A 26,955-nucleotide genomic window follows, 5' to 3' on the forward strand; every position below is an offset into this window, starting at 1 on the left:
AGGTATGAGAGTTCCGGGCGGGCGCCGTGAGGCTCGTCATGTCGGCGTCACGCGCCGACACGCCGTTGAAACGCCCGGCTGTGTTCAATGCCAGTTCCGGGCGTCTGCGGTCGCCGGCGCGCGCCGCCGACCGTCGACATCCGGCCTGCACCGGGGAGAGGATGAACGACATGCCTACCGTCAGAGCTGCGATCACCCAGACCACGTGGACCGGCGACAAGGCCTCGATGCTGGACAAGCACGAGGGCTTCGCCCGCCAGGCCGCCTCGGCCGGCGCGCAGGTGATCTGCTTCCAGGAACTGTTCTACGGTCCCTACTTCGGTATCACCGAGGACGCCAAGTACTACGACTTCGCCGAGCCGGCCGACGGCCCGATCGTGCAGCGGTTCGCCGCGCTGGCCGCGGAGTTGTCGATGGTGCTGGTGCTGCCGATCTATGAGGAGGAGCAGCCCGGGGTCTACTACAACACCGCAGTCGTGGTCGACGCCGACGGCTCCATCCTCGGCAAGTACCGCAAGCACCACCTGCCCAACCTGGACAAGTTCTGGGAGAAGTTCTACTTCCGGCCCGGCAACCTCGGCTACCCGGTGTTCAAGACCGCCGTCGGCCCGATCGGGGTCTACATCTGCTACGACCGGCACTTCCCCGAGGGCTGGCGCGAGCTCGGCTTGAACGGCGCCCAGATCGTGTTCAACCCGAACGCCACCAAGCCGGGGCTATCGAACCGGTTGTGGGAGATCGAGCAGCCGGCCGCCGCCGCGGCGAACGGCTACTTCGTGGCGGCGCCCAACCGGGTCGGCCGGGAGGACAACGAGTACGGCGACCTCGCCGTCACGTTCTACGGGTCGAGCCAGTTCGTGGATCCGCAGGGCAACCTGGTCGGCGCGATGGGCAGCGACACCGACGAAGAGGTGGTGGTCCGCGACCTGGACCTGGACATGATCAGGAAGGTCCGCAACGACTGGCAGTTCTATCGGGACCGCCGCCCCGACTCCTACACCTCGATTACCAAGCCCTGATCGTCGCACCGAGCGAACGGGAGGAAATGTGAGCACGACCTTGATCACCGGCGGGACCGTGGTGAACGCCACCGGGACCGCGACCGCGGACGTCCTGGTGGACGGCGAGAACATCGTCGCGGTGCTGGCCCCCGGGTCGGCGTTGCTCGGCGTCGATCTCGCGCAGAACGTGGACGCGGTAGTCGACGCCACCGGGAAGTATGTCATCCCCGGCGGGATCGACGCCCACACCCATATGGAGCTGCCGTTCGGCGGCACCAACGCGTCCGACACGTTCGAGACCGGAACCCGGGCGGCGGCCTGGGGTGGCACCACCTCGATCATCGACTTCGCGGTGCAGCGCTACGGCGAGCGGGTCGAGGACGGGCTGGCGTCCTGGCACGCCAAGGCAGCCGGCAACTGCGCCGTCGACTACGGCTTCCACCAGATCATCGGTGGCGTCGACGAGTTCTCGCTCAAGGCGATGGACTCCTTGATCGATGAGGGGATCACCAGCTTCAAGTTGTTCATGGCCTATCCGGGTGTCTTCTATTCCGATGACGCCCAGATCCTCAAGGCGATGCAGAAGTCTGCCGAGACCGGCTTGGTCACGATGATGCACGCGGAGAACGGACCCGCGATCGACGTCCTGGCCCAGCAGCTCTACGAGACCGGCAAGACCTCGCCGTACTTCCACGGCATCGCCCGCGCCTGGCAGATGGAGGAGGAGGCGACCCACCGGGCGATCATGATCGCCGACCTGACCGGCGCGCCGCTCTACGTCGTGCACGTCAGCGCGAAACAGGCGGTCGAGCAGATCGCCGCGGCCCGCGACCGCGGCCGCAACGTCTTCGGTGAGACCTGTCCGCAGTATCTCTACCTCTCCCTGGAGGAGCAGCTCGGCGCGAGCAGCCCGGAGTGGGGTGACTTCGAAGGTGCCAAGTGGGTCTGCTCCACCCCTTTGCGATCGCGTCCGGAGGGTCATCAGGACGCCATGTGGCAGGCGCTGCGCACCAACGACCTGCAGATGGTGTCGACCGACCACTGCCCGTTCTGCATGAAGGAGCAGAAGGAGCTCGGCCGGGGCGATTTCCGGGCCATCCCGAACGGCATCGGTAGCATCGAGCACCGGATGGACCTGATGTATCAGGGAGTCGTCACCGGCCAGATCTCACTGCCGCGCTGGGTCGAGCTGACCTCGACGACGCCGGCCCGGATGTTCGGTCTGTACGGCCGCAAGGGCGCCGTCCAGCCCGGTGCCGATGCCGACCTCGTGATCTACGACCCGAGCGGGCACACCTCGATCGGCTACGAGAAGACGCATCACATGAACATGGACCACTCCGCCTGGGAGGGCTACGAGATCGACGGACACGTCGACTGGGTGATGTCGCGCGGTTCGGTGATCGTCGACGAGTCCGGGTACGTCGGCAGCAAGGGTCATGGGCAGTTTCTGAAGCGCGACCTCAGTCAGTATCTGCTGTGAGCAACGGGACGTCGCGTGAGCCCTTCGACCGGCTCAGGACAGGCTCAGGCGGAGGGCTGATCTGATCATGGATTTCGGCGTGGTCCTGCAGACGAATCCACCGGCCTGGCGGGTGGTCCAGCTGGCGCAGCTGGCAGAGGCGCACGGCTTCGACTGGGTGTGGACGTTCGACTCGCACCTGCTCTGGCAGGAGCCGTACGTGATCTACAGCCAGATCCTCGACAAGACCAAGCGGGTGATGGTCGGTCCGATGGTGACCAATCCGAGCACGCGGGACTGGAGCGTGACGGCCTCGCTGTTCGCCACGCTGAACGAGATGTACGGCAACCGGACCGTCTGCGGTATCGGGCGCGGTGACTCGGCGGTACGGGTGACCAACGGCAAACCGGCCACGCTGAAGGAGGTCCGCGAGGCGACCCACGTGATCAGGGAGCTGGCGAACTGCCGACCGGTCGACTACAAGGGGGCAACCCTGCAGTTCCCCTGGGCACGCACGTCGTCATTGGAGGTCTGGGTGGCTGCCTACGGCCCACTGGCGTTGAAGCTCGCCGGCGAGGTCGGCGACGGCTTCATCCTCCAGCTGGCCGACGTCGACATCGCGCGCTGGATGATCACCAGTGTGCGCCAGGCGGCGGCGGACGCGGGTCGCGACCCGGCGGAGATCACCTTCTGCGTCGCGGCGCCGAACTACGTGGGCACCGACTGGCAGCACATGCGCGACCAGTGCCGCTGGTTCGGCGGGATGGTCGGCAACCATGTCGCCGACATCGTCGCCCGCTACGGCGAGCACAGCGAGATCCCGGGGGCGTTCACCGACTACATCAAGGGCCGGCAAGGCTACGACTACAACGAGCACGGGCGGGCCGGCAACACCCACGCCGAATTCGTGCCGGACGAGATCGTGGACCGGTTCTGCATCCTCGGCACCGCCGACGATCACATCGCGAAGCTGAAGCAGCTCGCCGAGATCGGCGTCGACCAGTTCTCCGGCTATCTCCAGCACGACAACAAGGAGGAGACCCTCCGGGTTTACGGCGAGACGATCATTCCCGCGCTGCAGGCTCACGTTGTGGCGAAGTCGTGAATCGCCTCACCTGCCCTGAGCTGAGCGCCGAAACGTGCCCTGAGCTGAGCGCCGAAACGTGCCCTGAGCTTGTCGAAGGGCATCTCTCCGCGCTTCGACAGGCTCGGCCCGCGTGAGGAGGCTGCGTTCCATCGGGCTCGGTCTCGCCGGGCTGCTGCTGGCCGCCGCTGTCTGGGAGCTCTACAAGACGTTCGGGCCGGAGAACGGCGTGGTCGTTGCCGGCCGAACGATCCTGCCGCGGACCAGCGATCGGGCGATGCCCCACGTCTGGGAGATGGCCGGCCGGTTGTTCGAGCCGGCGGTGGGCCACTCCGGTCCGCCGCTGTGGCAGAACGTGCTGGAAGCTGGCCTGTTCAGCCTGCGGATCGCCGCCGTGGGTTGGGTGATCGGCGTGGTCGTCGGCCTGGCGCTGGCGGTCGTGATGAGCGGGCTGAAGATCGCCGAGGCTGCCGTGCTGCCCTGGGTGATACTCAGCCAAACCGTCCCGCTGATCGCTATCGCGCCCCTGGTTCGCCGCTGGGGATCGGCGCTGAGCACCGACGGTTTCGAGTGGGAGAGCTGGTATTCGGTCGCCGTGATCGCCGGCTATCTGGCGTTCTTCCCGGTCGCGGTGGGGATGCTCCGCGGACTGAGGTCACCCGACGCGACGCACGTGGACCTGATGCGGACGTACGGCGCGGGCTGGTGGCGGACCCTGCGGGCGCTCCGGCTGCCAGCGAGCGTGCCCTATCTGTTGCCGGCACTGCGGCTGGCCGCCGCGGCGGCGGTGATCGGTGTCGTGGTCGCGGAGGTGTCGATCGGGCTCCGGGGCGGCATCGGCCGGATGATCATCGAGTACGCACAGGCGGCCGGCGGCGACCCGGCCAAGCCGTGGGCGCCGATCTTCGGTGCCGTCGTGCTCGGCCTGATCGCGGCCGGCTTCGTCACCCTGCTCGGGCTTCCCCTGCGCCGCTACCGCCGGTCGGAGGTCACGGCATGAACGAGACTTCGGCGGGCGTCGCGGGGGACGTCCGAGCGGTGCGGGTCCAGGGGGCCGGCAAGGTGTTCGGCTCGGGTCCGACCGCTCTCACCGCGCTCAGCGCGATCGATCTCGAGGTCGGGCAGGGGGAGTTCGTATCCCTGATCGGACCCAGCGGCTGCGGCAAGAGCACGCTGCTGCGGTTGATCGCCGATCTCGACCAGCCCAGCTCCGGATCGGTCCAGGTGTTCGACAAGCCGGCCGGCCAGGCTCGGCGCGACCAGGACTACGGCATCGCCTTCCAGCAAGCGGGACTGCTGCCGTGGCGGACGGTTGCCGCGAACATCGCGCTGCCGCTGGAGCTGCACAGGATCGGCAAGGCGGAGCGGGCGACCCGGGTGGCCGAGCTGCTGGAGCTGATCGGACTGGTCGAGTTCGCCGGCTCCTACCCCGACCAGCTGTCGGGTGGCATGCAGCAGCGGGTGGCGATCGCGCGCGCCCTGGTCGAGCGGCCGCGGCTGTTGCTGATGGACGAGCCGTTCGGCGCCCTGGACGAGATGACCCGTGAGCGGATGCAGAACGAGCTGGTCCGGATCTGCTCCGAGACCGGCGCGGCCGTCGTGTTCGTGACCCACTCGATCCCGGAGGCCGTGTTCCTCTCCGACCGGGTGGTGGTGATGTCGCCGCGGCCCGGTCGGATCGTCGGGGTCGTGCCGGTCGAGCTCGGCCAGGGCGACCGGCACGACGCGCTGCGCGAGGAGGACAGCTTCTTCGCCGCGGTGGCCGCGGTGCGCGAGGCGCTGCACGGGGTCGAGGCCCCCGCCTCGCAGGGATCGGCCCGGGGTGTGGACAGCCGATGACGGACGTACCGGCCGGCGGGCTGCGGACCGACGCGACCACGACCATCCCGAGCCGCGTGCTCGCCGGTGGCTCGGCCGTCCGCAGCGTGGTCGCGCCGATCGTCCTCGGGGCGATCGTGATCGTGGCGTGGCAGGCGCTGGTCGTCGGCCTGCAGATCGAGCCGTTCGTGCTGCCGTCGCCGAGCGCTATCGGTCACCAGTTCGTCGCCAACCTCGACAACGTGCTGGCAGGTGCGGCCCGAACCGGGCTGAACGCCCTGATCGGGTTGGTCGTCGGCGCGGTGCTCGGTGTGCTCGGCGCGGTGCTGGCGAACATCGCCTCCGTGCTGGACGGCATGGCGGCACCACTGGTGGCCGCACTGTCGGTGATGCCGATCGTGGCGCTGGCCCCGGTGCTGTACACGATGTACGGCGCCGACGTCGAGGCCGCCCGTCAGATCGTCGCCGGGCTGGCCGTCTTGATCCCGGTGTATCTGAACACGCTGCGGGGGCTGCGCCAGGTCAAACCGGTGCACCGGGACTTGATGCGCGCGTACGCGGCCTCGGCCGGTCAGCAGCAGTGGGCCGTGACGCTGCCGACGGCGGCGCCGTACGTGTTCACCGGGCTGCGGATCGGCGCCTCGTTGGCCGTGATCTCTGCTCTGGTCGCGGAGTACTTCGGCGGCCCGGTCACCGGACTCGGCAAGTCGATCACCAGCGCCGCTGCGAGCAGCAACTACCCGCTTGCCTGGGCCTACGTCCTCGGCGCGATCCTGCTCGGCCTCGTCTTCTACGGTGCGACGCTCGGACTGGAGCGGTGGGTCACCCGGCACCGATCGTCCTGACAGCTTGCCGGCCTCCCGACGACGGGACAGCCGAGAAGAGGAAACGACCAGTGAGGAGTGTGCGGATGGGCAGCAGAACACGATGGGGGCTCGCGCTGGCCGCGAGCGCGATGCTGCTGGGCGTGACGGCCTGCGGTGGTGGTGGCACGCCGAGCTCGGGCGACAGCGCCGGTGGTTCGGAACCGGTCAAGGTGAAGCTGCAGCTGCAGTGGGTGGCGCAGGCCCAGTTCGCCGGCTACTACGCCGCGGTGGATCAGGGGTACTACAAGGACGAGGGTCTCGACGTGCAGATCGTCGAGGGTGGCCCGGACATCGTGCCGCAGGACGTGCTGTCCGCCGGCGACGTGGACTACGCGATCTCGTGGGTGCCCAAGGTGCTCGGCTCGATCGAGCAGGGCGCCAAGATCACCGACGTGGCCCAGATCTTCGAGCGCAGCGCGACGACGCAGATCTCGTTCAAGGACAAGAGCATTGCCGATCCGGCTCAGTTGGCGGGCAAGAAGGTGGGCAGCTGGGGCTACGGGAACGAGTGGGAGCTGTTCGCCGGGATGCAGAAGGCCGGGGTGCAGCTGTCCGACATCAAGCTGATCCAGCAGGCGTTCGACATGAACGGTTTTCTGTCCGGCGACATCGACGCGGCCCAGGCAATGACCTACAACGAGTACGCCCAGGTGCTGGAGACCAAGAACCCGAAGACGGGGCAGCTCTATCAGCCGAGCGATCTCAACGTGATCGACTGGAACAAGGTCGGCACAGCGATGCTGCAGGACGCGATCTGGGCGAATTCCGACAGGCTGGCCAGCGATCCGGCGTATGCGGACGAGACCACGAAGTTCATCAAGGCATCGATCAAGGGCTGGGTCTATGCCCGGGACAACCCGGACCAGGCGGCCAAGATCGTGACCGCGGCCGGCTCGCAGCTGGGGCAGAGCCACCAGCTGTGGATGACCAACGAGGTGAACAAGCTGATCTGGCCCTCCGGCCACGGGATCGGCATGATCGACGACGCCTCCTGGAAGCGCACCGTCGACATCGCCCTCGGCACTAAAAACGAGACCGGCGCGACGATCATCAGCAAGGCGCCGCCGGAGACCGCCAAAACCAACGAGTACGTCGAGAAGGCGCTGTCGGAGCTCAAGGCTGACGGGGTCGACGTCGACGGGAAGGGCTTCAAGCCGATCACGGTGCAGCTTCAGGAGGGCGGCAACTGAGCTCGTCTGTCGCATTTCGGGCGCTCGATTGCCGTTAGCCGGCGTGAGAGCGCGATCTCGGGGATCGAGCGCCGGAAATGCGACAACCCGGTGACGATCTGTCGCCGAACCCTGGCGCGGCGGCACCAGCCGGACCAGACTGGGAGGCAGAGGGCCGGGATCAAGGAGGATTCCGGCCCGTTGTGCGCCCGGTGTTGCGGCGGCAACTCGAACGGCTGGGAACGTCACTGCGGTGCAGCTCGCCATTGAGCTGCACCGCAGGAGGGCGGGGGATGTCCCGAAAGCCGGGGATGCGGAGCCGCCCGCTCCGACGCGCTGGGTGTCAGCCCCCCAGACGGCCCCGCAAGACGTCGAGCTCCGTCAGCAGCTCGGTCGGCACCTTGTCGCCGATCTGGGCGAACCAGTCCTCGATCAGCGGCAGCTCGGCGCGCCACTCGTCCACGTCGACCTCGAGCGCGGCCGCCACCTCGGCCTCGGTGATGTCGAGCCCGGTGACGTCGAGGCTGCCGGCGGTAGGTGCGTAGCCGATCGGGGTCTCGACGGCGGCGGCCTTGCCCTCGATCCGCTCGATCACCCACTTCAGCACCCGGCTGTTCTCGCCGAAGCCCGGCCAGAGGAAGCCGCCGTCGGCCGAGCGACGGAACCAGTTCACGTAGAACACGGCGGGCAGGTTCGCGGCGTCGTGCTGCTTGCCGACCTCCAGCCAGTGGCCGAAGTAGTCACCGGCGTGATAGCCGATGAACGGCAGCATCGCCATCGGGTCCCGTCGCACGACGCCGACGGCACCGGTCGCCGCCGCGGTCGTCTCGCTCGACAAGGTGGCGCCCATGAACACCCCGTGCTGCCAATCCCGCGCCTGGGTCACCAGCGGCACCGTCGTCTTGCGCCGGCCGCCGAAGATGATGGCGTCGATCGGCACGCCGGCCGGGTTGTCGTAGTCGGACGACAGGATCGGGCACTGCCGGATGGGCGTGCAGAAGCGGCTGTTCGGGTGCGCGGCCGGCGTCGTTGCCTCGCCTGGCACCCAGCTGTTGCCGCGCCAGTCGGCGAGATGGGGCGGCGTGACCTCGCTGATCCCCTCCCACCAGACGTCGCCGTGATCGGTCAGAGCGACGTTGGTGAACAGCGAGTTGCCTCGGTCGATGGTGCGCATGGCGTTCGGGTTGGTGCCCCAGCCGGTGCCGGGCGCGACGCCGAACAGGCCGTACTCGGGGTTGGTGGCATACAGCCGGCCGTCGGCACCGAACCTCATCCAGGCGATGTCGTCGCCGAGGGTCTCCACGCGCCAGCCCGGGATGGTCGGCTGGATCATCGCCAGGTTTGTCTTGCCGCAGGCGCTCGGGAAGGCGGCCGCGATGTGGTAGGCGCGCCCTGCCGGCGAGATCAGCTTCAAGATCAGCATGTGCTCGGCCAGCCAGCCCTCGTCGCGACCGATCACCGACGCGATCCGCAGCGAGTAGCACTTCTTGCCCAGCAGCGAGTTGCCACCGTAGCCGGAGCCGTAGGACCAGATCAGCCGCTCCTCGGGGAAGTGGGTGATGTACTTCGTGTCGCTGCACGGCCAGGGCACGTCGGACTGGCCCGGCTCGAGCGGCGCACCGACGGAGTGCAGGCAGGGCACGAAGTCGGCGTCACCGTTCGCGGTCATCGCGGCCAACGGCTCGGCGCCCATCCTGGTCATGATCTTCATGCTGACGGCGACGTACGCAGAGTCGGTGATCTCGACTCCGAACATCGGGTGCTCGGCGTCGATCGGGCCCATGCAGAACGGGACGACGTACATCGTCCGGCCGCGCATCGAGCCGCGGTAGAGATCGGTCATCACCGACTTCATCTGCGTCGGGTCCATCCAATTGTTGGTCGGGCCGGCGTCGGCCGGATCGACCGAGCAGATGAATGTCCGGTCCTCGACCCGGGCCACGTCGCTCGGGTCGGTGCGGGCATAGAAGGAGTTCGGCTTGGCCTGCGGATCGAGCTGGACCAGCGTTCCGGAGGCGATCAGCTCCGCGGTCAGCTCGTCCCACTCGGCGTCGGACCCGTCGCACCACCGGACGTCGGCGGGCTGGGTCAGTTCGACGACCTCGGAGACCCAGGCCAGCAGCCGACGGTGCGTGGTCGGTGCGCTCGACGGGGTGGAGGCAACGGCATTCGACGTCGGGCTGGACTGAGGTTCGAGAAGGGGTGTCATCGGCTCGCTCTCTGCATTCGTCGATCCCCAAGAGGACCAGTAGTGCGGGTGGTCTGAAAAGATAGCCCACCCTGCGGACTGGTATTAGGTGATTTGACACAAAGAGTCGCTGTGATGTGGCTCACATCAAAAGGACAAGGTTGTCACGACGCGGCAGGCCCTCGGCGACGTGATGAGGCTCACTCGGTCGGTCGTGCTCAGAAGGATCCGGAGGACGCTCGCACCAGACCAGTGTCGGAGGTCACCCGCCCGCGTACGACTCAGTGGAAGAACGGCACGATCAGATAGATGCCGAACAGCACCAGCAGCCCGGCCAGGCCGAGCAGGCTCAGACCGGCCAGCCGCGGGACGACGGACGACTGCCGCTGGTTCGCGCGGACGGCGGCCAGCGAGACGTAGCGGATGCCGCCCGACAACAACGCGGTGAAGATCACCGTCGAGACGATAGAGACGACCGCGACGACGAGCAGCGAGGTCCAGTCGACGTGGATGTTCACGCCGCCCCCTTGGCCCGGCTGCGGCCGTGCTTGCGGTCGTCGAGCTGGTTCTCCTCGACGTACGTCGGCGGCGGCGTGGTGGACAGCACCAGCACCTCGTGGCCGTCGGTGACGTTGTCGGCGTTGATCTGGTTGCGCCGCGAGATCCTCCAGATGACCAAGCTCGCGACGGCCAGCAGCGCGAGCAGCACGATCACGCCGACGACGCCGCGATCGGCGAGGAGGGCCGCGAGGCCGCCGACCAGGGCCGCACCCGGAAGGGTCAGCAGCCAGGCGACGACCATCCGGCGCGCAGTTGCCCAGCGGATCAGTGCACCCCGGCGGCCGATGCCGGAGCCGACGATGGCACCGGTGGCGACCTGGGTCGTGGAGAGCCCGAAGCCGAGGTGGGCCGAGGCCAGAATGGTGGCGCTGGTCGCCGCACCGGACGCGGCGCCCTGCGGGGTCTCGATCTCGACCACGCCCTTGCCCATCGTCCGCATGATCCGCCAACCACCGGAGTACGTCCCCAGCCCGATCGCCAGACCGGCGGCCAGGATGACCCACCACTGCGGACCGGTGCCCGACGACTGGAAGCCGGCGGTGACGAGGACCAGGGTGATCACGCCCATCGTCTTCTGGCCGTCGGACGTCCCGTGAGCCAGGGCGACCAGGGAGGCCGTGAAGGCCTGTCCGTACTTGAAGCCGCCCTCGGTGTGCGCGCTCGGCGTGCGCCGGGTGGCTCGATAGGCGATCTTCGTCGCGAGCAGCGCGGCAAACCCGGCGACCAGCGGCGCGACCACCGCCGGGAGCAGGATCTTGGACACGATCACCGACCCGTTGATCGACGCCAGCCCGGCGCCGACGATGACCGCTCCGATCAGCCCACCGAACAGCGCGTGCGAGGAACTCGACGGAAGCCCGACGAGCCAGGTCAGCAGGTTCCAGATGATCGCGCCGACCAGCCCGGCCAGGATGACCGACGCGCTGATCAGGCTGTCGTCGAACAGGCCGCCGGAGATGGTCTTGGCGACCTCCGTCGACAGGCAGGCGCCGACCAGGTTCAGAACCGCCGCGATGACCACCGCGGTGCGCGGCTTCAGCGCGCCCGTGGCGATCGGGCCAGCCATCGCGTTGGCGCTGTCGTGGAAGCCGTTGGTGAAGTCGAAGATGAGGGCCACGAGGATCACGGCGATGACGACCGACAGTGTCACGGCGATCCTTATCTGGATGGTCGATCCCGAGCTGATCCGGAGTGGCGGTGAACACCCGGTTACAGGCCGACGCTAGAGCTTCGAGCGTCAGTTGAACAATAGGTGACCGCCATGGGTTGTCAATCTGGCCCATACCAGTCGCCAGGTGGTTTGGTCAAGCCTCGGATTCGTACGGCTGTTCTGGGAGTGCGGGCCGCGATTTCGATTCGGCGCGGGCCCGTGCCGTCCGCTAGACTTGGGCGGCGTTGCGCCCGGACGGGCGTGACAAGCACCCGTGGCTCAACGGATAGAGCATCTGACTACGGATCAGAAGGTTGGGGGTTCGAATCCCTCCGGGTGCGCACAGCTTCACCGCGCATCAGCGGCACCGAGATCGCTCATCTCCTCTCAGCGCTTCTCGCTTGTCAACGATCTTGCCTCACTGGGACGCCACCGCGACAAGGTGCGCCAAGGTGCCTAGTTCCCGCCAGCCGCGTGACCAACTGGGTAAACATGGGGGACTGACGCCGGGACTCCCGGGGATGCTGCCGCGCTGGACGAACGCCGGCGGGAGCGAGTCGCGAGCCGCGATCCGGGTTGGCAGCCCGTCGAGCGGGCGGGCAGCGGCCGGCGCCAGCCACCGGTCGAAGCACGTTCCGCGAGCTCGGTCAGGTCCCCGATTACACGGGTCTGCGGTGGAGCGTCGACACCATTTCCGACGGTCAGCAGGTGCTGTCGACGTCGGTGCCGTTCCGGACGAACACGTTGTAGGACAAGGTCGGGCAGTTGTCGCCAACGCTGATGGCGGTGTCGTTGTCGAGGAACGCGCTCTTCGCCACGGAGGTTCCGGCCAGCGGCGCCTCGATGCCGACGGTGTTCCTGGCGAAGACGCTGCGTCGTACGTCCAAGCCACCGATGGCCATGTGGATGCCTCGCGGGTTGTCGGCGAAGATGGTTCCGCGGACGGTGACGCCGGCGTCGGCCGCGGACAGGCCGGAGTCCTTGTTGCGCGCCAGGTAGCTGTCGATCAACGCGCATGAGCTGTTGCAGCCGTAACCGACCTGGTTGCCGGTGAGCTTCATCCGCTCCACCCGGCTGGTGGATCCGCCGAACACTCCCCAGGTCCAGTTCTCTGCCCGACCGTTGATCACACGGAGCTGGACGGAACCACCCTCGTCCGAACCACCACCGATGCCGACGCTGTAGAGCTTGCCGGATCCCCGGAGCGTGTGTCCGCGGAGGTCGACGGTCACGTGCGGGACCGCCGGGTAGTCCTCGCCCTCGGGATAGTCCACCTCGACTCCGACGGAGGTCCGGCAGGTCAGATCGTGGGTCAGGTAGACAGTGGCATCCCTGGTCAGCACCATTCCGCAGGTGAGCGGAACTCGCGGCGGCGCGGCTTGGGCGGTCGGCGCGGCGAGTGCGACCAGCGCGGCCCCGACGGCGACCGCGAGCAGAGACTTGGACCTCACATCGATCTCCCTGATGGCGCCTGGCGAGCCTGACGATCGCGACGCAATCAGCGTAGTCAGAGGCTCGGTCCACGGTGTCCAAACTCGGGAAGTCGGCGGTCGCCGTTCGGTGAAGCGGTTCGCCCAGCCGACGAGGCGGCAGGCGCGGCGGAGGTCAGCGCGGTCGGTGCTGTGTAAAGCCACCCCCGGTGACGTGACGCATCCCCATGACCGGCATGGGCGCGCCCTGCCTGACCTCGACCGGTGTTGCTCCCACGCTGTTCTCCGAACTGCCCGCCGATTCCTCCTGGTGTCATCACCCTCTCGTCGGCGCGAGCCCGCTCGCCATACGTAGTAGTGCGTACGTCGGAGGTGCGTTAACGTGCGGATGTGGTCACCACGACCCCGGCCCGCGGCGTGGGGAAGGACGGCGGGTCGGTGCCTCCGAGCGCAACCAGGTTCGCCGTCTGGCGGCCCCCGGGCGGCGGGTCGCGGCCACCGGCAGGGCTCCCCCGAACGCCGACCACGGAGCAGCGTCTGCTGCCATGGTTGGGGGTAATCTCGCACGTGCTGCAGCAGGACCGGATGGCGATGTCGGACTCCTTCCTGCGCGAGCAACTCTGCGAGTCGTTCGAGGTGACCGGCGTCGCCTGGGACTGGCAGAATTCCGCCGAGGACTTCGGCTTCATCTGCTCGCCCGTCGGGGTGATGCCCGTCGATCACGGCGATCCCGAGTACCGGTCCGGTGCGCTGCTCGGGACGCACCCGCTCGTCCGCTGGCACGCGGTCACCGGCGATCTGCATCCGCAGACCAGCGGTCGCGTTCCCTGGGAGATCGCGTCGCGATCGACCCGACGACGCGTTCAGGACCTGCTGGCGGAGCACGGTTGCGAGGAGCAGCTCTCCATCAGCTACCACCTCGGCCCGACCACACATCGGGCGTTCATCCTGGCCCGCACCGGACGCGACTTCTCCGAGGACGATCTCGAGATCGCGACCCGGCTGCAGCCCGTGTTGGTCGGGCTGAGCCGGCACCTGGCACTCCTGCGGACATCCGATGCCGACGGCAGCTGGGGGACCTGCTGGAATCTGACCCCACGCGAGGTCGTCGTCCTGCGGCTGCTGGTCGACGGGCTGAGCACCCAGGCCATCGCGCACCGGCTCGGTGCGTCCCCGCGGACCGTCCACAAGCACCTGGAGCACGTCTATCGCAAGCTCGGGGTGAAGGATCGGCTGAACGCCGTGCGTGCCGTGCTCACCGATCAGGCACCGGACGGGCCGTTGCCGATCAGGTGAGCAACCAGGTGATCACGATGATCGCCGGCACGCTGAGGATGGTCGCGACGAAGATCACGTCGCGGGCGAGCAGCACCCCCCGGTCGTAGCGCATCGCGAACGTGAACACGTTCTGGGCGGTCGGCAGCGCGGCGATCACCGTCACCGCGAGCAGGTCGTGGCCCTCCAGGCCGACCAGATAGGCGCCGATCAGGTACGCCGCCACCGGCTGCAGCAGCAGCTTGATCGCGACCAGGCTGGCCACCTGGACGGGCGGCTCCGAACCACCCGGCCGGCCGCCCAGCCGCAGCGAGATGCCGTAGGCCAGCAGCATCGACGGAACCGCCATCCCGCCCACCAGGGTCAGTGGGGCGTTGATCGCGACCGGCAGGGTGATGCCCGTGAGCGCAAGGGCGAGGCCCACCAGGGACCCCACGGCCAGCGGGTTGCGGAACGGCCTGGACAGCCGGATCCAGAAGAGCCTGCCCCGCGAGGTGCCCGGATGCGGCGTGTGCGCGATGCCGTCCAGGATGGTCAACCCGCTCGGTTGCAGGACGAGCAGCTGGGCCAGCAGCATCGGTGCGATCAAGGCCGCGTCTCCGAGGGCGTACGCGGCGATCGGCAGGCCGAGGTTGCCGGCGTTGACGTACGCCGAGCAGAAGCCGGCGATCACCGTGTCGCCAGCCGTCCTTCTCCACACCAGCCGGGCCAGCAGCACGGCCGCCGTAGCCGCGACTGCGACACTGCCGAGGGAGGCGATCAGGTTCGCCGACAGCAGTCGGTGGATGTCGGTCCGGCCCAGCACGGTGATCATCAGGGCCGGGCTCGCGACATAGAACGCCGTCCGGCTGAGCACACCCTGCGCGGTGACGTCCAGGATCTTCAACTGGGCCAGCAGAAACCCGAGACCGATGATGATGCCGATGGTGGCGAAGCCGGCCAGCACGCCGAGCACGTGGCATCGCTCCTTCGGGGCGGGTCGGCCGGGGAATCAGGGACGCAGGACGCAGCGGAAGCCGAGGTGACCCGTCGAGGTCTCCTCGGTCTGCCCCTGTCGCGCCGCGGGCCGGTAGCGGAGACAGTAGTTGGGCGCGCACAGATGGGACCCGCCCTTGACCACGCGCCGCGGATAGCCCTCCGCCGCATCGGCGAAGGTGTAGTCCTGGATCCGCGGGTTCTGCGGCACGCAGCACGCGTCCGCCGGCTCGACGTTCTTTCGGCCGGCCGCATGGTCGCTGGTGTAGTAGTCGCTGGTCCACTCCCAGACGTTGCCGGTGATGTCCAGGAGGCCGTACGGGCTGGGCGGGAAGCTGCCCACCGGCGAGGTGCCGAAGAAGCCGTCTTCCAGCAGGTTCTCCCACGGGAACCGGCCCTGCCAGGTGTTCGCCTGCCGGCGGCCACGGATCAGTTCCTCCTCGCCCCACGCGAACCGTTGCCGGTCCAGCCCGCCGCGGGCGGCGAACTCCCACTCGGCCTCGGTCGGCAGAGACTTCCCGGCCCAATCCGCGTACGCGCAGGCATCGAAGTAGGACACATGGGTCACCGGGTGCCGTTCGCGGCCGCCGACGTTGCTGTCCGGGCCCTCGGGATGCCGCCAGTCCGCCTCGGGCGTGAACGTCCACCAGGTACGGAAGTCGTTCAGGGGCACGGGCCCGGTGGTCGGCCGGAACACCAGCGAGCCGGGCACCAGATCGGCGGCGTCGGCTCCCGGGTAGTCATCCGGGTCGGGCGCGTGCTCGGCGGTGGTCCGGTGGCCGGTGGCCTTCACGAACCGGCGGAACTCCGCCACGGTGACGGGATGCTCGTCCATCCAGAACTCGTCGACGTGCACGCGGTGGACAGGTCCCTCCTCGGGATAGAACTCGGTCGATCCCATCCAGAACTCACCGCCCGGTATGCGCACCATGTTCTTCGGGCGAGGAGTCGGCACGCCGTCGAGTCTGCCACCGCCGGGGATGTGCGCTGCCGGCCGGCCGGGTGCGACACGAGGACGGCTCGGGGCCCCGCCAGGCAGATGCCGAACGCTGTATGCCGACTTTGTAACTTCCGTTCCGTCTCTGCCGCATGTGTGTTAGGACTGTACGTTGGCACACTGAATTCTCAGAAACGGCGCCGAGACGCCAAACTCTCCGGCCCCGTGCTGTGCTGCGGGACAACTTGATGGGAGATTCCATGACTTTCGCAAATTCCTGGCGACCGCGCAGTGTCGCACTCGGTGCCGGCCTGGCCGCCGCCGCGCTCGTCCTGGCCGCCTGCGGCGGTGGCGGGAGCGCGGGCTCCAACTCGTCAGCCGGCGGTTCGGCGACCGGCGCGATCACCGTCGGTACCACCGACAAGATCACCAAGCTGGATCCGGCCGGCTCCTATGACAACGGCTCGTTCGCGGTGATGAACCAGGTCTTCCCGTTCCTGATGAACACCCCGTACGGCAGCCCCGACGTCCAGCCCGACATCGCGGAGTCGGCCTCGTTCACAGCGCCGACGGAGTACACGGTCAAGCTGAAGCCGGGCCTGAAGTGGGCCAACGGGCACGACCTCACCTCCTCCGACGTGAAGTTCACCTTCGACCGCCAGGTGAAGATCAACGACCCGAACGGGCCCGCCTCGCTGCTGGGGAACCTGGCCAGTGTGTCGGCCCCGGATCCCACCACGGTCGTGTTCAAGCTGAAGGTCGCCAACGACGTCACGTTCCCGCAGGTGCTGTCCTCACCGGCCGGCCCGATCGTCGACGAGGAGGTGTTCTCGCCGACCGCGCTGACCAGCGACCAGGACATCGTCGCGGGCAAGGCGTTTGCCGGCCAGTACACGATCACCAGCTATGACTTCAACAACCTCATCCAGTACAAGGCGAATCCCGACTACAAGGGTGTGCTGCCGCCGGCGAAGACCGACACGGTGAACGTCAAGTACTACGCGGAGGAGTCCAACCTCAAGCTGGACGTCGCCAGCAACGCCATCGACGTCGCGTTCCGCAGCCTGACGGCGACCGACATCGCCGATCTGCGGACCAACGACAAGGTGAAGGTCGTCGACGGGCCGGGCGGTGAGCTGCGCTACATGGTGTTCAACTTCAACACCATGCCGTACGGCGCCAAGACCTCCGACGCCGATCCGAAGAAGGCGCTGGCGGTCCGCCAGGCCATCGCCGACACCGTCGACCGGAAGGCGATCGCCGACCAGGTCTACAAGGGCACCTACACCCCGGCATACTCGTTCGTCGCTGCCGGCCTGACCGGCGCCAACGAGGCACTGAAGCCGCTGTACGGCGACGGCAGCGGCGGCGCCAGTGTGGACAAGGCGAAGCAGACCTTGCAGGCCGCCGGTGTGACCACCCCGGTCGAGATCAAGCTGCAGTACAACCCGGACCACTACGGCACCAACTCCGCCGACGAGTACGGCATGATCAAGGACCAGCTCGACGCCTCCGGCCTGTTCAAGGTCGACCTGCAATCGACCGAGTGGGTGCAGTACTCCAAGGACCGGGTGGCCGACGTCTACCCCGTCTACCAGCTCGGCTGGTTCCCGGACTACTCCGACGCCGACAACTACCTGACCCCGTTCTTCTCCGAGAACAACTTCCTGGCCAACCACTACGACAACCCGGCCATCCAGAAGTTGATCACCCAGCAGGCCGGCACCACCGACAAGGCGGCCCGGACCAAGCTGATCGAGCAGATCCAGAACGACGAGGCCAAGGATCTGTCGACGCTCCCGCTGCTCCAGGGTGCGCAGGTGGCCGTAGTCGCCTCGACCGTGTCCGGTGCCGACCAGACCCTGGACCCGTCGTTCAAGTTCCGCTACGGCGCGCTGTCCAAGAGCTGATCGCCTGACATAGCCGCCTGAGCCTGTCGAGAGTCGCCGACTCTCGACAGGCTCATGGCGCGTCTGGCGCGGCTCGAGCAGACAAGCGACGATGGTGGACGAAGAGGAGGGTCGATGGCGGATCCGCTGATGGTGATGGCCGAGGACTCGGTGGTGAAGCGGGCGCCCCGCGGTGGTGGCGGCGGCACGCTCGGCCGCTATCTGGTGATCCGGGCGCTGCTGATCATCCCGACGGTGTTCATCCTGGTCACCACGGTGTTCGTGCTGATGCGGACCACCGGTGATCCGATCACGGCCGCGCTCGGCGGCCGGCTGACGCCGGACCAGCTGGCCCAGCGGATCCACGAAGCCGGCTACGACAGGCCACTGGTCGCGCAATACCTGGACTACATCCGGGGGGTGCTGACCGGCGACTTCGGCACCACGATCAGCGACAACCGGCCGGTGATCGACGTCTTGAAGACGTACGGCCTCGCCACCCTCGAGCTGGTCTGCTACGGCCTGGTGGTGGCGTTCATCGTCGGCATCCCGCTCGGCATGGTGGCCGCGTACTTCCGGGACAAGGTGCCGGACGCGTTCCTGCGGGTCTTCGCGATCTTGTGCTACGCCACCCCGGTGTTCTTCGCCGGCCTGCTGCTCAAGTTGGTCTTCTCGGTCTGGCTGGGCTGGTTCCCGGTCGCCGGCCGGGCCAGCACGGGGATCGAGCTGCAGATCCAGCTGCTGCCGGACAAGTCGGGGATCTATCTGATCGACGCGTACCGGACCGGCACCCCGGGCGCGGTCCTCGACGTACTCAAGCACGCGGTGCTGCCGGCAATCACACTCGGCCTCGCCACCGCCGGCATCTTCCTCCGGCTGGTCCGGACGAACGTGATCGGCACGCTCGGCACCGACTACGTCGACGCGGCCCGTTCCCGCGGGGTGAGTGAGTCCCGGCTCGTCCGCAAGCACGCCTACCGCCCGGCGCTGATCCCGATCATCACCGTGATCGGCCTGCAGATCGCCCTGCTACTCAGCGGTGCGGTGCTGACCGAGACCACCTTCGAGTGGAAGGGTCTCGGCTTCCAGCTGGTGCAGTACATCAAAGCCCGGGACTACGTCGCGGTGCAGGGCATCGTCACGCTGATCGCCGTGATCGTCGCGGTCACGAACTTCCTGGTCGACATCCTCGCCGCGCTGATCGACCCGAGGGTGAGGTACTGATGAGCGAGACGGTTCTCACCCGGCGCCGGTTCAGCTGGCGGCGGTTGCCTGTCGTCCACCAGCTCCGGCAGAGCGTCGGGATGCAGCGCGGGATGCTGGTCGGCGGGCTGGTGCTCACTGCGGTGTTCATCCTGGTGGCGATCTTCGCGCCGCTGCTCGCGCCCTACGGATGGGCCCAGCTGCGGGAAGGGCTCGTGCCGTTCGGGTCGCTGGTCGCACCGGAGCCGGGCCACCCCTGGGGCACCACCGTCGGCGGCTACGACGTGCTGTCCCGGGTGATCTGGGGAGCGCAGACGGCGCTCGCGGTGATCATCGTCGCGGTGGCGCTGTCGCTGCCGGCCGGGGTCGCTCTCGGCCTGGTCTCCGGCTACATCGGCGGCTGGCTGGACCGGGTGCTGGTCGTGATCTGCGACGCGATCTATTCGTTCCCCTCGCTGCTGCTGGCGATCGTGATGGCCATCGCGATCTCCGGTGGCCAGTCGAGCAAGTGGGGCGGCATCTTCGCCGCCGCGATCGCGATCACCGTGGTCTACATCCCGCAGTACTTCCGGGTGATCAGGGCCGAGACCGTGCGGATCAAGAGCGAGCCGTTCGTCGAGGCGGCCAAGGTCGTCGGTGCGCCGACCCGCCGGATCATGTTCCGGCACGTGCTGCGCAACGCGACCCGGACCCTGCCGCTGATCTTCACCCTGAACTCGTCCGAGGCGCTGCTCACCCTTGCCGCACTCGGATTCCTTGGCTTCGGCATCGAACCGAGCGCCGCGGCCGAGTGGGGCTACGACCTGAACAAGGCGCTGTCCGACGTGACCAGCGGGATCTGGTGGACGGCACTGTTCCCCGGCCTCGCGATCGTGCTGGCAGTGCTCGGCATCACGCTGGTCGGCGAGAGCCTGAACGACCTCGCCGATCCGCGGCTGCGTGGGCGCCGGGCGGTGGACTCCGGTGCCGGTGACGTCGCGGCGACGTCCGTGGTGCCGGGCGGGAACCTGGACACCGCGGGGGTCGAGCAGCCAGGCCACGACACGTCGGCCGGAGTGGAGGAGTTGCGATGAGCCCGTCCGAGGTCGGTCCGGACCACGGCGAGACCGTGGTCGACATCAAGGACCTGTACGTGTCCTTCGCCAGCGACGCGGGCGCGGTCAAGGCGGTCGACGGGGTGTCGCTGCAGGTGTCGAAGGGTGAGGTGGTCGCCGTCGTCGGCGAGTCCGGCAGCGGCAAGACGGTGACCGCGAAGACGATCCTGGGGCTGCTGCCCGAGACGGCGACGACCTCCGGTGTGGTGCTGCTCAGCGGCCGGCACGGCGCGTCGGCCAACGACGTCGTGTCGGTGTCCCGGCAACGGCTGCAGGACCTGCGCGGGCGCGACGTGGCGATGGTGTTCCAGGAGCCGTCGACCGCGCTCAACCCGGTCTTCACGGTGGGCTGGCAGATCGCCGAGGGGTTGCGGGCGCACTCGTCGCTGAGCCGGAAGGATGCCCGGGCCAAGGCGATCGACGTGCTGCGCCGGGTCGGCATCCCCGAGCCGGAGACCCGGGTGGACTACTACCCGCACCAGTTCTCCGGTGGCCAGAAGCAGCGGGTCGTGATCGCGATGGCGCTGGTGCTCGAGCCGGGGCTGATCGTCGCCGACGAGCCGACGACCGCGCTCGACGTCACCGTGCAGGCCGAGATCTTGGACCTGCTCCGCCGCTGTCGCGACGAGTTCGGTGCCTCGATCTTGTTGATCACCCACAACCTCGGCGTGGTCGCCGATCTGGCCGATCGGGTGGTCGTGATGTATCAGGGCAACGTGGTCGAGGAACGCGACGTGACCGGCCTGTTCGCCGCGCCGGAGAACGACTACACCAAGCGGCTGCTGGCCGCGGTGCCGTACGTCGGCCAGGGCACGGCGGCCGCGGCGGATCGGGCCGCCCGGCGGGCCGACAGCCCGGAGGCTGCTCCGGTGGTGGAGGCCGTCGATCTGCGGATCCAGTATCCGGGCCGGCTCGGCCGGCCGGGCTTCGTCGCGGTGGACGGCGTCTCGTTCAGCGTCCGGGCCGGGGAGGTGCTCGGCCTGGTCGGCGAGTCGGGGTCCGGCAAGACCACGATCGGCCGGGCGATCGCGGGCCTGACCCGGGTGACCGGCGGGTCGCTGACGGTCCTGGGCCAGGAGATGAACGGCGTCGCCGAGCGGTCCTTCCGGCGGTTGCGGAGCGACATCGGCTTCGTCTTCCAGGACCCGGCGGCGAGCTTCAACCCGCTGCTGTCGATCGCCGAGTGTGTGGCCGAGCCGCTGATCGTGCACGGCCGGGGCACCGGGCCCGAGGTGCGCAAGCGGGTGGACGAGCTGCTGGAGGCGGTTCAGCTGCCGCGGACGTACGGTGACCGGTTCCCGCACGAGCTGAGCGGTGGTCAGCGGCAGCGGGCCAGTCTCGCCCGGGCACTCGCGTTGAACCCGACCCTGCTGATCGCGGACGAGCCCACGTCGGCGCTGGACGTGTCGGTGCAGGCGCGGGTGCTCGAGCTGTTCGCGGAGCTGCAGGACAAGTTCCGGTTCGCCTCGCTGTTCATCAGCCACGACCTCGCCGTCGTCGATCTGGTGGCCGACCGGATCGCGGTGCTCTATCGCGGCCGGCTGGTGGAGGAGGGCCTGGGATCGCAGATCCTGGTCGAGCCGGAGCATCCGTACACCCAACGGCTGCTGGCCTCGTTGCCGGTGCCCGACCCGACCGCCCAGGCCGGCCGGCGCGCGCTGCTGCACGATCTGTGGGCGGCCGAGCGCTGACGGCTACGGTGCTCTGGTGACGAGCGTCCGACTGACCCAGTACGCCCACGGCGGCGGCTGCGCGTGCAAGATCCCGGCGGGTGAGCTGGAGGAAATCCTTGCGGGCCTGTCGCCGTGGATCGGGCCCGATCTGCTGGTCGGGCTGGACACCGGGGACGACGCGGCCGTGGTCCGGATCGACCGCGACCGGGCGATCGTGTCGACCACCGACTTCTTCACCCCTGTCGTCGACGACGCGTTCGACTTCGGCCGGATCGCGGCGGCGAACGCGCTCTCGGACGTGTACGCGATGGGCGGCCAGCCGGTGGTCGCGCTCAACCTGGTCGGCTGGCCGCGCGACGTGCTGCCGCTCGAGCTGCTCCGGGAGGTGTTGCGCGGCGGACAGGAGATCGCTCGGGAGGCCGGTTGCCACCTTGCCGGCGGGCACAGCATCGACGACCCGGAACCCAAATACGGCCTGGCGGTGACCGGTCTGGCCGACCCGGCCCGGTTGCTCCGCAACGACGCGGCACGGCCCGGCCGGCCGGTCAGCCTGACCAAGCCGCTCGGAGTCGGGGTGCTGAACAACCGGCACAAGGCGACCGGGGAGGTCTTCCCGCAGGCGATCGCGGCGATGACCACGCTCAACGCCGCCGCGTCCGCCGCGGCGCTCCGAGCCGGGGTCAGCGCCGTCACCGACGTCACCGGGTTCGGGCTGCTCGGGCACGCGTTCAAGATGGCGCGCGCCTCGGAGGTCACGATCGCGATCGACGCGGCCGCGGTGCCCTATCTCGACGGTGCCCGCGAGGCTCTTCGAGATGGCTACGTCAGCGGGGGGACCCGGCGCAATCTCGACTGGGTCCGTCCGCAGCTGCAGTCAGCGCTCGGCGAGGACGAGTTGTTGCTGCTGGCCGACGCCCAGACCAGCGGCGGCCTGCTGGTGGTCGGCGAGATCCCCGGTGGCACGGTGATCGGGGAGACCAGGCCCGCCGCCGAGTGGGCGCTGGCCGTCGGCTGATGGGAGATCAGCAGCCGCAGCTGTTGCCGATCACCGGCGTGACCGGCAGTTGCACGGCGGCTCGGGCGAGACGCGGGTGGTCCAGGCGCTCGATCAGCAGGTCGATGGCCAACGAGCCGAGGCGCTCCATCGGCTGCCGGACGGTGGTCAGCGCGGGCCGGAACACGCGGCTGGCCAAGATCCCGTCGAAGCCGGTCACGGCGATATCGCCGGGGACGTCGATGCCGAGGTGGGACAGCGCGTCGATCAGCGCCAGCGCGACCTCGTCGGTGGCGCAGACGACGCCCTGAGGTGCTCGCCGGCGGGTGCCGGCGAGGCGCTGCGCCAGGTTCTCGGCGATCCGCGCAGCGTGGTGCCGGGCATGGCCTCCGTGCGACAGCGCCGCCGGCACGGGTAGATCGCGTGCCCGCAGTGCGGCGGCGAAGCCGGCGAAGCGGCGTCGCTGGTCCCACACCGCAACGTCGCCGACGAACTCGAGCCGGCGCAGCCGGTGCTCGGCCAGCAGGTGTTCGGTCATCGCCCGGGCGCCGCCGGTGTCGTCGACGGTGACATGGCACAACCGCGGGTCGCGGCTCGCCGCGGCCAGCTCGACGATCGGCATCCGCTCAGCCATCGTCCGCAGCACCGGGCGGGGCACCGTGTCGCGGAACACGACCAGCGCGTCGACCCGCCCCGCCAGGTCCGCGAAGGCGTCGGCGCCGGACGAGCCGGCGGCGACGCCGTTCACCAGAAGCGAGTAGCCGTGCCGGTGACAGCAGAGTTCGACACCGTGGCCGACTTCGTCGACGTACAGCGGGAAGACCCGGGCACGGTCGAGGATCGGATCGGTGCCGGTGGCCGCGGCCAGCACTCCCTCGGGTCGTTGCAGCAGCACACCGTGGACCAGCATGCCGAGCGCCCGGGTCCGGCCGTGGGCCAGCCCGCGGGCGCTCGCGCTCGGCACGTAGGCGAGCTCGTGGGCGGCTGCCAGGACTCGCTCTCGGGTCTCCGGCCGGACCTTCTCGGGACGCCGGAACGCGAACGACACCGTCGCTGTCGACACCCCGGCGCGGGCGGCGACGTCGTAGACCGTGGCCCGGTCAGCAGTCATGATCATCAGGTCCGATCCGGCAGAAGTCTTGCCAGGGTGGAGTTTACGCGCATAGATTGGTCCGGGTCGGAATGCCTGAGTCGGATCGGCTCGGGCGGATGCGCTCGCGCCGTCGCGGGGACGGGCGAGATCAGGACGTCAGGGTCCGTCGCGTCAGCAGTTTGTCGGTCGCCGCGGAGGCGGCCGTCGATCGCAGCGAAGCGAGGAACGATGACCAGCACATCCGCACTGCGCCGTGCCGTCGCGCTCGGCTCGGCCGTCGCGCTCGGGCTCGCCGGGCTGGCCGCCACCGTCCCGGCCGCAGCCGCGCCGGACCCGTCGACGCCGGCACCACCCGCGTCGGAGCCGGCGAGCGCCGGCTGGAGCCCATCGGTCGAGTCCTGGGTGACCGACCTGAGCGCTGACGAGCGACTCGCCGCCCAGCCGCGGATCGCCTGGCGGGCGGGCGCAGACGTCGGGACCGGCACGATCGTGGTGGACCCGTCCCGGCGTTACCAGACGATGACCGGCTTCGGTGCGTCGATGACCGACTCCTCGGCGTACGTCCTCAGCAAGCTTCCCGCCAAGGCGCGGAAGAAGGCCATGCGGGAGCTGTTCTCACCGACCGACGGCATCGGCCTGTCGATGCTGCGCCAGCCGATGGGCGCCTCCGACTTCGCGGTGGACAAGGCGTACTCCTACGACGACCAGCCGGACGGCAAGACCGACCCGGACCTGTCGGACTTCTCCATCGCCCACGACCGGGCCTTCATCCTGCCCCGGCTCCGGGAGGCGTACGCGCTCAACCCGCGGCTGAGCTTCATGGCCACGCCGTGGAGCGCGCCGGGCTGGATGAAGGACAGCGACTCGATGATCACCGGCTCGCTGCTGCAGAAGTACGAGAAGGCGTACGCGCAGTACTTCGTGAAGTTCGTCAAGGCCTATCGCCGGGCCGGCATCCCGACCGACTTCATCTCGATGCAGAACGAGCCGCTGTACGAGCCGGCCAACTATCCGGGCATGGGGGTGATGCCCGACCAGCAGGCCCGATTCATCGGACGGCAACTCGCGCCGGCCCTCGACGCGGCCGGTCTGCGCCGGACGAAGATCCTGGCCTACGACCACAACTGGGACGTTCCGGACTATCCGGAGGCGGTCTATCAGGACGCTCGCGCGGGCCGGGTGACGACCGGCACGGCCTGGCACTGCTACGGCGGCGACGTGATCGCCCAGTCGGTGTCCCACAACGACTACCCGCACGCGCAGGCGTTCGAGACCGAGTGCTCCGGAGGCGAGTGGCAGGGCAGCGACGAGGACGCGTTCAAGCAGACCATGGACTCGGTGATCAACGTGCCGAGGAACTGGGGCCAGTCGGTGGTGCTGTGGAACCTCGCGCTGGACCAAGACAACGGCCCCTTCATCGGTGGCTGCGAGACCTGTCGCGGAGTGGTCACCACCCACAGCGACGGGACGGTGACGAAGAACCTGGAGTTCTGGGCACTCGGCCAGGCCAGCCGCTTCGTCCGGCCGGGCGCGATCAGGGTCGGCTCGTCCAGCCTGGTGTCGGGTGCGGAGACCGGGGTTCGCAACGTGGCCTTCCGCAACCCGGACGGCAGCCTGGTCATGATCGCCCACAACTCCTCCGACCGGGCTCAGTCCTTCGACGTCGCGGTCGGTGACCGGCACTTCGCGGCGACGCTCGCCGCCGGTGCGGCGGCGACGTACCGCTGGACGGCGCCCGCCCGGGTGAGCACCGCAGCCGATCTCGGCTGGGTCGACCTCGACTTCGGGCGCGGGCCGAAGGGCACGCCGACCGGTCGGCTGGTGCAGAGCGTGGGCGCGGACGTGGTGAGCCAGCTCAGCCAGGTGAAGCTCGGCGATCGATGGCTGGCCTACTCGCTGCCCTATGGTGCGGAGCTGCAGAGCTCGGGAACGGCGACGACGCTGTCGCGGAGGAACTGGACCTTCACCTCCTCCGGCACCCAGCCAGTGGACGGAGAAACGTACGCGAACCTGACCGACGATGACCTGTCGACCCGCTGGAGCTCGGGCACCGGGCAGAGCGTGGGAATGAGCCTGACGCTCGACCTCGGGCAGCAGCAGACCTTCAGCCAGATCTCGCTGAACTCCGGCACCAGCGCCGGGGACTATCTGCGCCGCTACATCGCCCAGGTCTCCGACGACAAGACGACCTGGCGCGACGTCGCACAGGGACCGGGTCGGACCGGCGAGATGATCATCGCCTTGCCGCCGACGACAGCCCGCTATGTTCGCCTGGTCAGCGATGCCAGCTCCGGCAGCTGGTGGTCGATCCACGAGCTGAACCTGCGGAACGCGCCCGCCGCCGACACCGGCGTACGTCCCGGGCGGCAGCTGATCGGCGACAGCGACCGGCTCGGCGACGGCAGCGCCGTGCAGGGCTATTACAACGCGGGCAGCCGGGACGCGAGTGTGCCGTGGCCGGTGGACGGTTTCGGCTACACCTATCGGCTGCCTCCCCGGGCCGCCGTCACCTTCGTCGTGCTGCGCGGCGAGGTCGACGCCGATCTGGCGCCGCGCACGGCGGTTCCGGACCGGAGCCGGCACGGCGAGCGCTGAGGTCGGGCGCCCGGCGCCTGGGGGCTAGCGCCCGGCGCCGACGCAGGCACGGCGAACGCTGAGGCCGGGCGCCCGTCGCCCGCGCGGTCAACGCCCGGCGCCTGCGGGGGCCAGCGCCCGGCACCCCGCGGGCAGCGCCCGGCACAAGGCGCCGACACGCGCTGCGTTCTCGGGTTGGCTCGGCGCGTCACGGCCACTTCGCGCGTCCAACCGCGACTTCGCGCACCGTCGCCGGTGAGCGAAGTCGCGCTGCGACGCGCGAAGTAGCCCCTAGTTGCCCGCCTCGCGTCGCTTAAGCCGCGAGGCGTCGCCCAAGTCCGTGCGAGGTCGCCCTGCCCGCCGAGCGGGACGACTTCGGTCCGCGGGCCGGGGACCTCGGGTCGCGGCAGCGCTCTCCGGACGTACGACCCCGACCCGGCACCCCGGCCTAGGGTGCCGGGCCGACTCGGCACCTCGCGCCGGCGCCCGCGACGACTTCGCTCATCCAGCGGGGACTTC

The 26,955-nt window shown here is 69.0% G+C and carries 21 protein-coding genes and 1 tRNA gene; 15 read left to right on the plus strand and 7 right to left on the minus strand.

Going from position 1 to position 26,955, the window contains the following annotated elements:
* The first annotated feature begins 170 nt into the window (after positions 1 to 170).
* The 7 genes from ABD747_RS22780 to ABD747_RS22810 all read left to right on the plus strand — a co-directional run bounded on the left by ABD747_RS22780 (position 171) and on the right by ABD747_RS22810 (position 7,421).
* Complete coding sequence (locus ABD747_RS22780) at positions 171 to 1,019, plus strand: nitrilase-related carbon-nitrogen hydrolase (RefSeq protein WP_425562573.1); 849 nt, start codon at positions 171 to 173, stop codon at positions 1,017 to 1,019.
* Positions 1,020 to 1,047: 28 nt separating this feature from the next.
* Positions 1,048 to 2,484: a dihydropyrimidinase gene (gene hydA, locus ABD747_RS22785; protein WP_344808986.1), complete on the plus strand. Its 1,437-nt coding sequence runs from the start codon at positions 1,048 to 1,050 to the stop codon at positions 2,482 to 2,484.
* A 67-nt stretch (positions 2,485 to 2,551) separates the two neighbouring features.
* Positions 2,552 to 3,568: a TIGR03842 family LLM class F420-dependent oxidoreductase gene (locus ABD747_RS22790; protein WP_344808990.1), complete on the plus strand. Its 1,017-nt coding sequence runs from the start codon at positions 2,552 to 2,554 to the stop codon at positions 3,566 to 3,568.
* A gap of 112 nt (positions 3,569 to 3,680) precedes the next feature.
* A complete protein-coding gene (locus ABD747_RS22795; protein ID WP_344808992.1) occupies positions 3,681 to 4,547 on the plus strand; it encodes an ABC transporter permease in 867 nt (288 codons plus the stop codon).
* Positions 4,544 to 5,386 (plus strand): ABC transporter ATP-binding protein, encoded by an 843-nt coding sequence (locus tag ABD747_RS22800; protein WP_344808994.1) that lies wholly within the window; start codon positions 4,544 to 4,546, stop codon positions 5,384 to 5,386. Before ABD747_RS22795 ends, ABD747_RS22800 begins: the two co-directional genes overlap by 4 nt.
* Positions 5,383 to 6,210 carry an ABC transporter permease gene (locus tag ABD747_RS22805; RefSeq protein WP_344808995.1) on the plus strand — a complete coding sequence of 276 codons (828 nt, stop codon included), beginning with the start codon at positions 5,383 to 5,385 and terminating at the stop codon, positions 6,208 to 6,210. Before ABD747_RS22800 ends, ABD747_RS22805 begins: the two co-directional genes overlap by 4 nt.
* Positions 6,211 to 6,275: 65 nt before the next feature.
* The gene (locus ABD747_RS22810) at positions 6,276 to 7,421 is read left to right on the plus strand and encodes an ABC transporter substrate-binding protein (protein WP_344808997.1); all 1,146 of its coding nucleotides are present in this window, start codon (positions 6,276 to 6,278) and stop codon (positions 7,419 to 7,421) included.
* A 322-nt stretch (positions 7,422 to 7,743) separates the two neighbouring features.
* Here ABD747_RS22810 and ABD747_RS22815 read toward each other — a convergent pair whose 3' ends face one another.
* The 3 genes from ABD747_RS22815 to ABD747_RS22825 all read right to left on the minus strand — a co-directional run bounded on the left by ABD747_RS22815 (position 7,744) and on the right by ABD747_RS22825 (position 11,305).
* Positions 7,744 to 9,609 carry a phosphoenolpyruvate carboxykinase (GTP) gene (locus ABD747_RS22815; protein WP_344808999.1) on the minus strand — a complete coding sequence of 622 codons (1,866 nt, stop codon included), beginning with the start codon at positions 9,607 to 9,609 and terminating at the stop codon, positions 7,744 to 7,746.
* A gap of 260 nt (positions 9,610 to 9,869) precedes the next feature.
* Positions 9,870 to 10,106, minus strand: a complete 237-nt coding sequence (locus ABD747_RS22820) for a hypothetical protein (protein WP_344809001.1) — start codon at positions 10,104 to 10,106, stop codon at positions 9,870 to 9,872.
* Positions 10,103 to 11,305 carry an inorganic phosphate transporter gene (locus ABD747_RS22825; RefSeq protein ID WP_344809207.1) on the minus strand — a complete coding sequence of 401 codons (1,203 nt, stop codon included), beginning with the start codon at positions 11,303 to 11,305 and terminating at the stop codon, positions 10,103 to 10,105. The genes ABD747_RS22820 and ABD747_RS22825 overlap by 4 nt, the downstream gene beginning before the upstream one ends.
* Positions 11,306 to 11,567: 262 nt before the next feature.
* Between ABD747_RS22825 and ABD747_RS22830 the strand changes: the two genes are divergently transcribed.
* Positions 11,568 to 11,640: transfer RNA gene (locus tag ABD747_RS22830), tRNA-Arg, on the plus strand.
* Positions 11,641 to 12,000: 360 nt separating this feature from the next.
* Here ABD747_RS22830 and ABD747_RS22835 read toward each other — a convergent pair.
* The gene (locus ABD747_RS22835) at positions 12,001 to 12,750 is read right to left on the minus strand and encodes a hypothetical protein (RefSeq protein WP_344809003.1); all 750 of its coding nucleotides are present in this window, start codon (positions 12,748 to 12,750) and stop codon (positions 12,001 to 12,003) included.
* Between the two features lie 528 nt (positions 12,751 to 13,278).
* Between ABD747_RS22835 and ABD747_RS22840 the strand changes: the two genes are divergently transcribed.
* Positions 13,279 to 14,025 carry a response regulator transcription factor gene (locus tag ABD747_RS22840; RefSeq protein WP_344809004.1) on the plus strand — a complete coding sequence of 249 codons (747 nt, stop codon included), beginning with the start codon at positions 13,279 to 13,281 and terminating at the stop codon, positions 14,023 to 14,025.
* On the opposite strand, the gene ABD747_RS22845 is transcribed toward ABD747_RS22840, so the two are convergent.
* Positions 14,018 to 14,959 (minus strand): AEC family transporter, encoded by a 942-nt coding sequence (locus ABD747_RS22845; RefSeq protein ID WP_344809005.1) that lies wholly within the window; start codon positions 14,957 to 14,959, stop codon positions 14,018 to 14,020. The two genes, ABD747_RS22840 and ABD747_RS22845, sit on opposite strands and share 8 nt — an antisense overlap.
* A 36-nt stretch (positions 14,960 to 14,995) precedes the next feature.
* Positions 14,996 to 15,934: a formylglycine-generating enzyme family protein gene (locus ABD747_RS22850; RefSeq protein ID WP_344809006.1), complete on the minus strand. Its 939-nt coding sequence runs from the start codon at positions 15,932 to 15,934 to the stop codon at positions 14,996 to 14,998.
* A gap of 242 nt (positions 15,935 to 16,176) precedes the next feature.
* On the opposite strand from ABD747_RS22850, the gene ABD747_RS22855 reads away from it, so the two are divergent.
* The 5 genes from ABD747_RS22855 to selD all read left to right on the plus strand — a co-directional run bounded on the left by ABD747_RS22855 (position 16,177) and on the right by selD (position 22,790).
* Positions 16,177 to 17,826, plus strand: coding sequence for an ABC transporter substrate-binding protein (locus ABD747_RS22855; RefSeq protein WP_344809007.1), 1,650 nt, complete (start codon positions 16,177 to 16,179; stop codon positions 17,824 to 17,826).
* A gap of 114 nt (positions 17,827 to 17,940) precedes the next feature.
* Entirely contained in the window at positions 17,941 to 19,029 is a 1,089-nt protein-coding gene (locus ABD747_RS22860) for an ABC transporter permease (protein WP_344809009.1), read from the plus strand.
* Entirely contained in the window at positions 19,029 to 20,081 is a 1,053-nt protein-coding gene (locus tag ABD747_RS22865) for an ABC transporter permease (protein WP_344809011.1), read from the plus strand. The genes ABD747_RS22860 and ABD747_RS22865 overlap by 1 nt, the downstream gene beginning before the upstream one ends.
* Positions 20,078 to 21,793 (plus strand): ABC transporter ATP-binding protein, encoded by a 1,716-nt coding sequence (locus ABD747_RS22870; protein WP_344809013.1) that lies wholly within the window; start codon positions 20,078 to 20,080, stop codon positions 21,791 to 21,793. Before ABD747_RS22865 ends, ABD747_RS22870 begins: the two co-directional genes overlap by 4 nt.
* 16 nt (positions 21,794 to 21,809) lie before the next feature.
* Positions 21,810 to 22,790 carry a selenide, water dikinase SelD gene (selD, locus tag ABD747_RS22875; RefSeq protein WP_344809015.1) on the plus strand — a complete coding sequence of 327 codons (981 nt, stop codon included), beginning with the start codon at positions 21,810 to 21,812 and terminating at the stop codon, positions 22,788 to 22,790.
* Positions 22,791 to 22,797: 7 nt separating this feature from the next.
* Here the strand turns inward: selD and ABD747_RS22880 are convergent, their stop codons facing one another.
* Complete coding sequence (locus ABD747_RS22880) at positions 22,798 to 23,886, minus strand: LacI family DNA-binding transcriptional regulator (protein WP_344809017.1); 1,089 nt, start codon at positions 23,884 to 23,886, stop codon at positions 22,798 to 22,800.
* A 204-nt stretch (positions 23,887 to 24,090) separates the two neighbouring features.
* Between ABD747_RS22880 and ABD747_RS22885 the strand changes: the two genes are divergently transcribed.
* A complete protein-coding gene (locus ABD747_RS22885; protein WP_344809019.1) occupies positions 24,091 to 26,457 on the plus strand; it encodes a discoidin domain-containing protein in 2,367 nt (788 codons plus the stop codon).
* Positions 26,458 to 26,955: the final 498 nt, after the last annotated feature.

The organism is Microlunatus ginsengisoli (assembly GCF_039537205.1).
GTDB classification, from domain to species: domain Bacteria; phylum Actinomycetota; class Actinomycetes; order Propionibacteriales; family Propionibacteriaceae; genus Microlunatus; species Microlunatus ginsengisoli.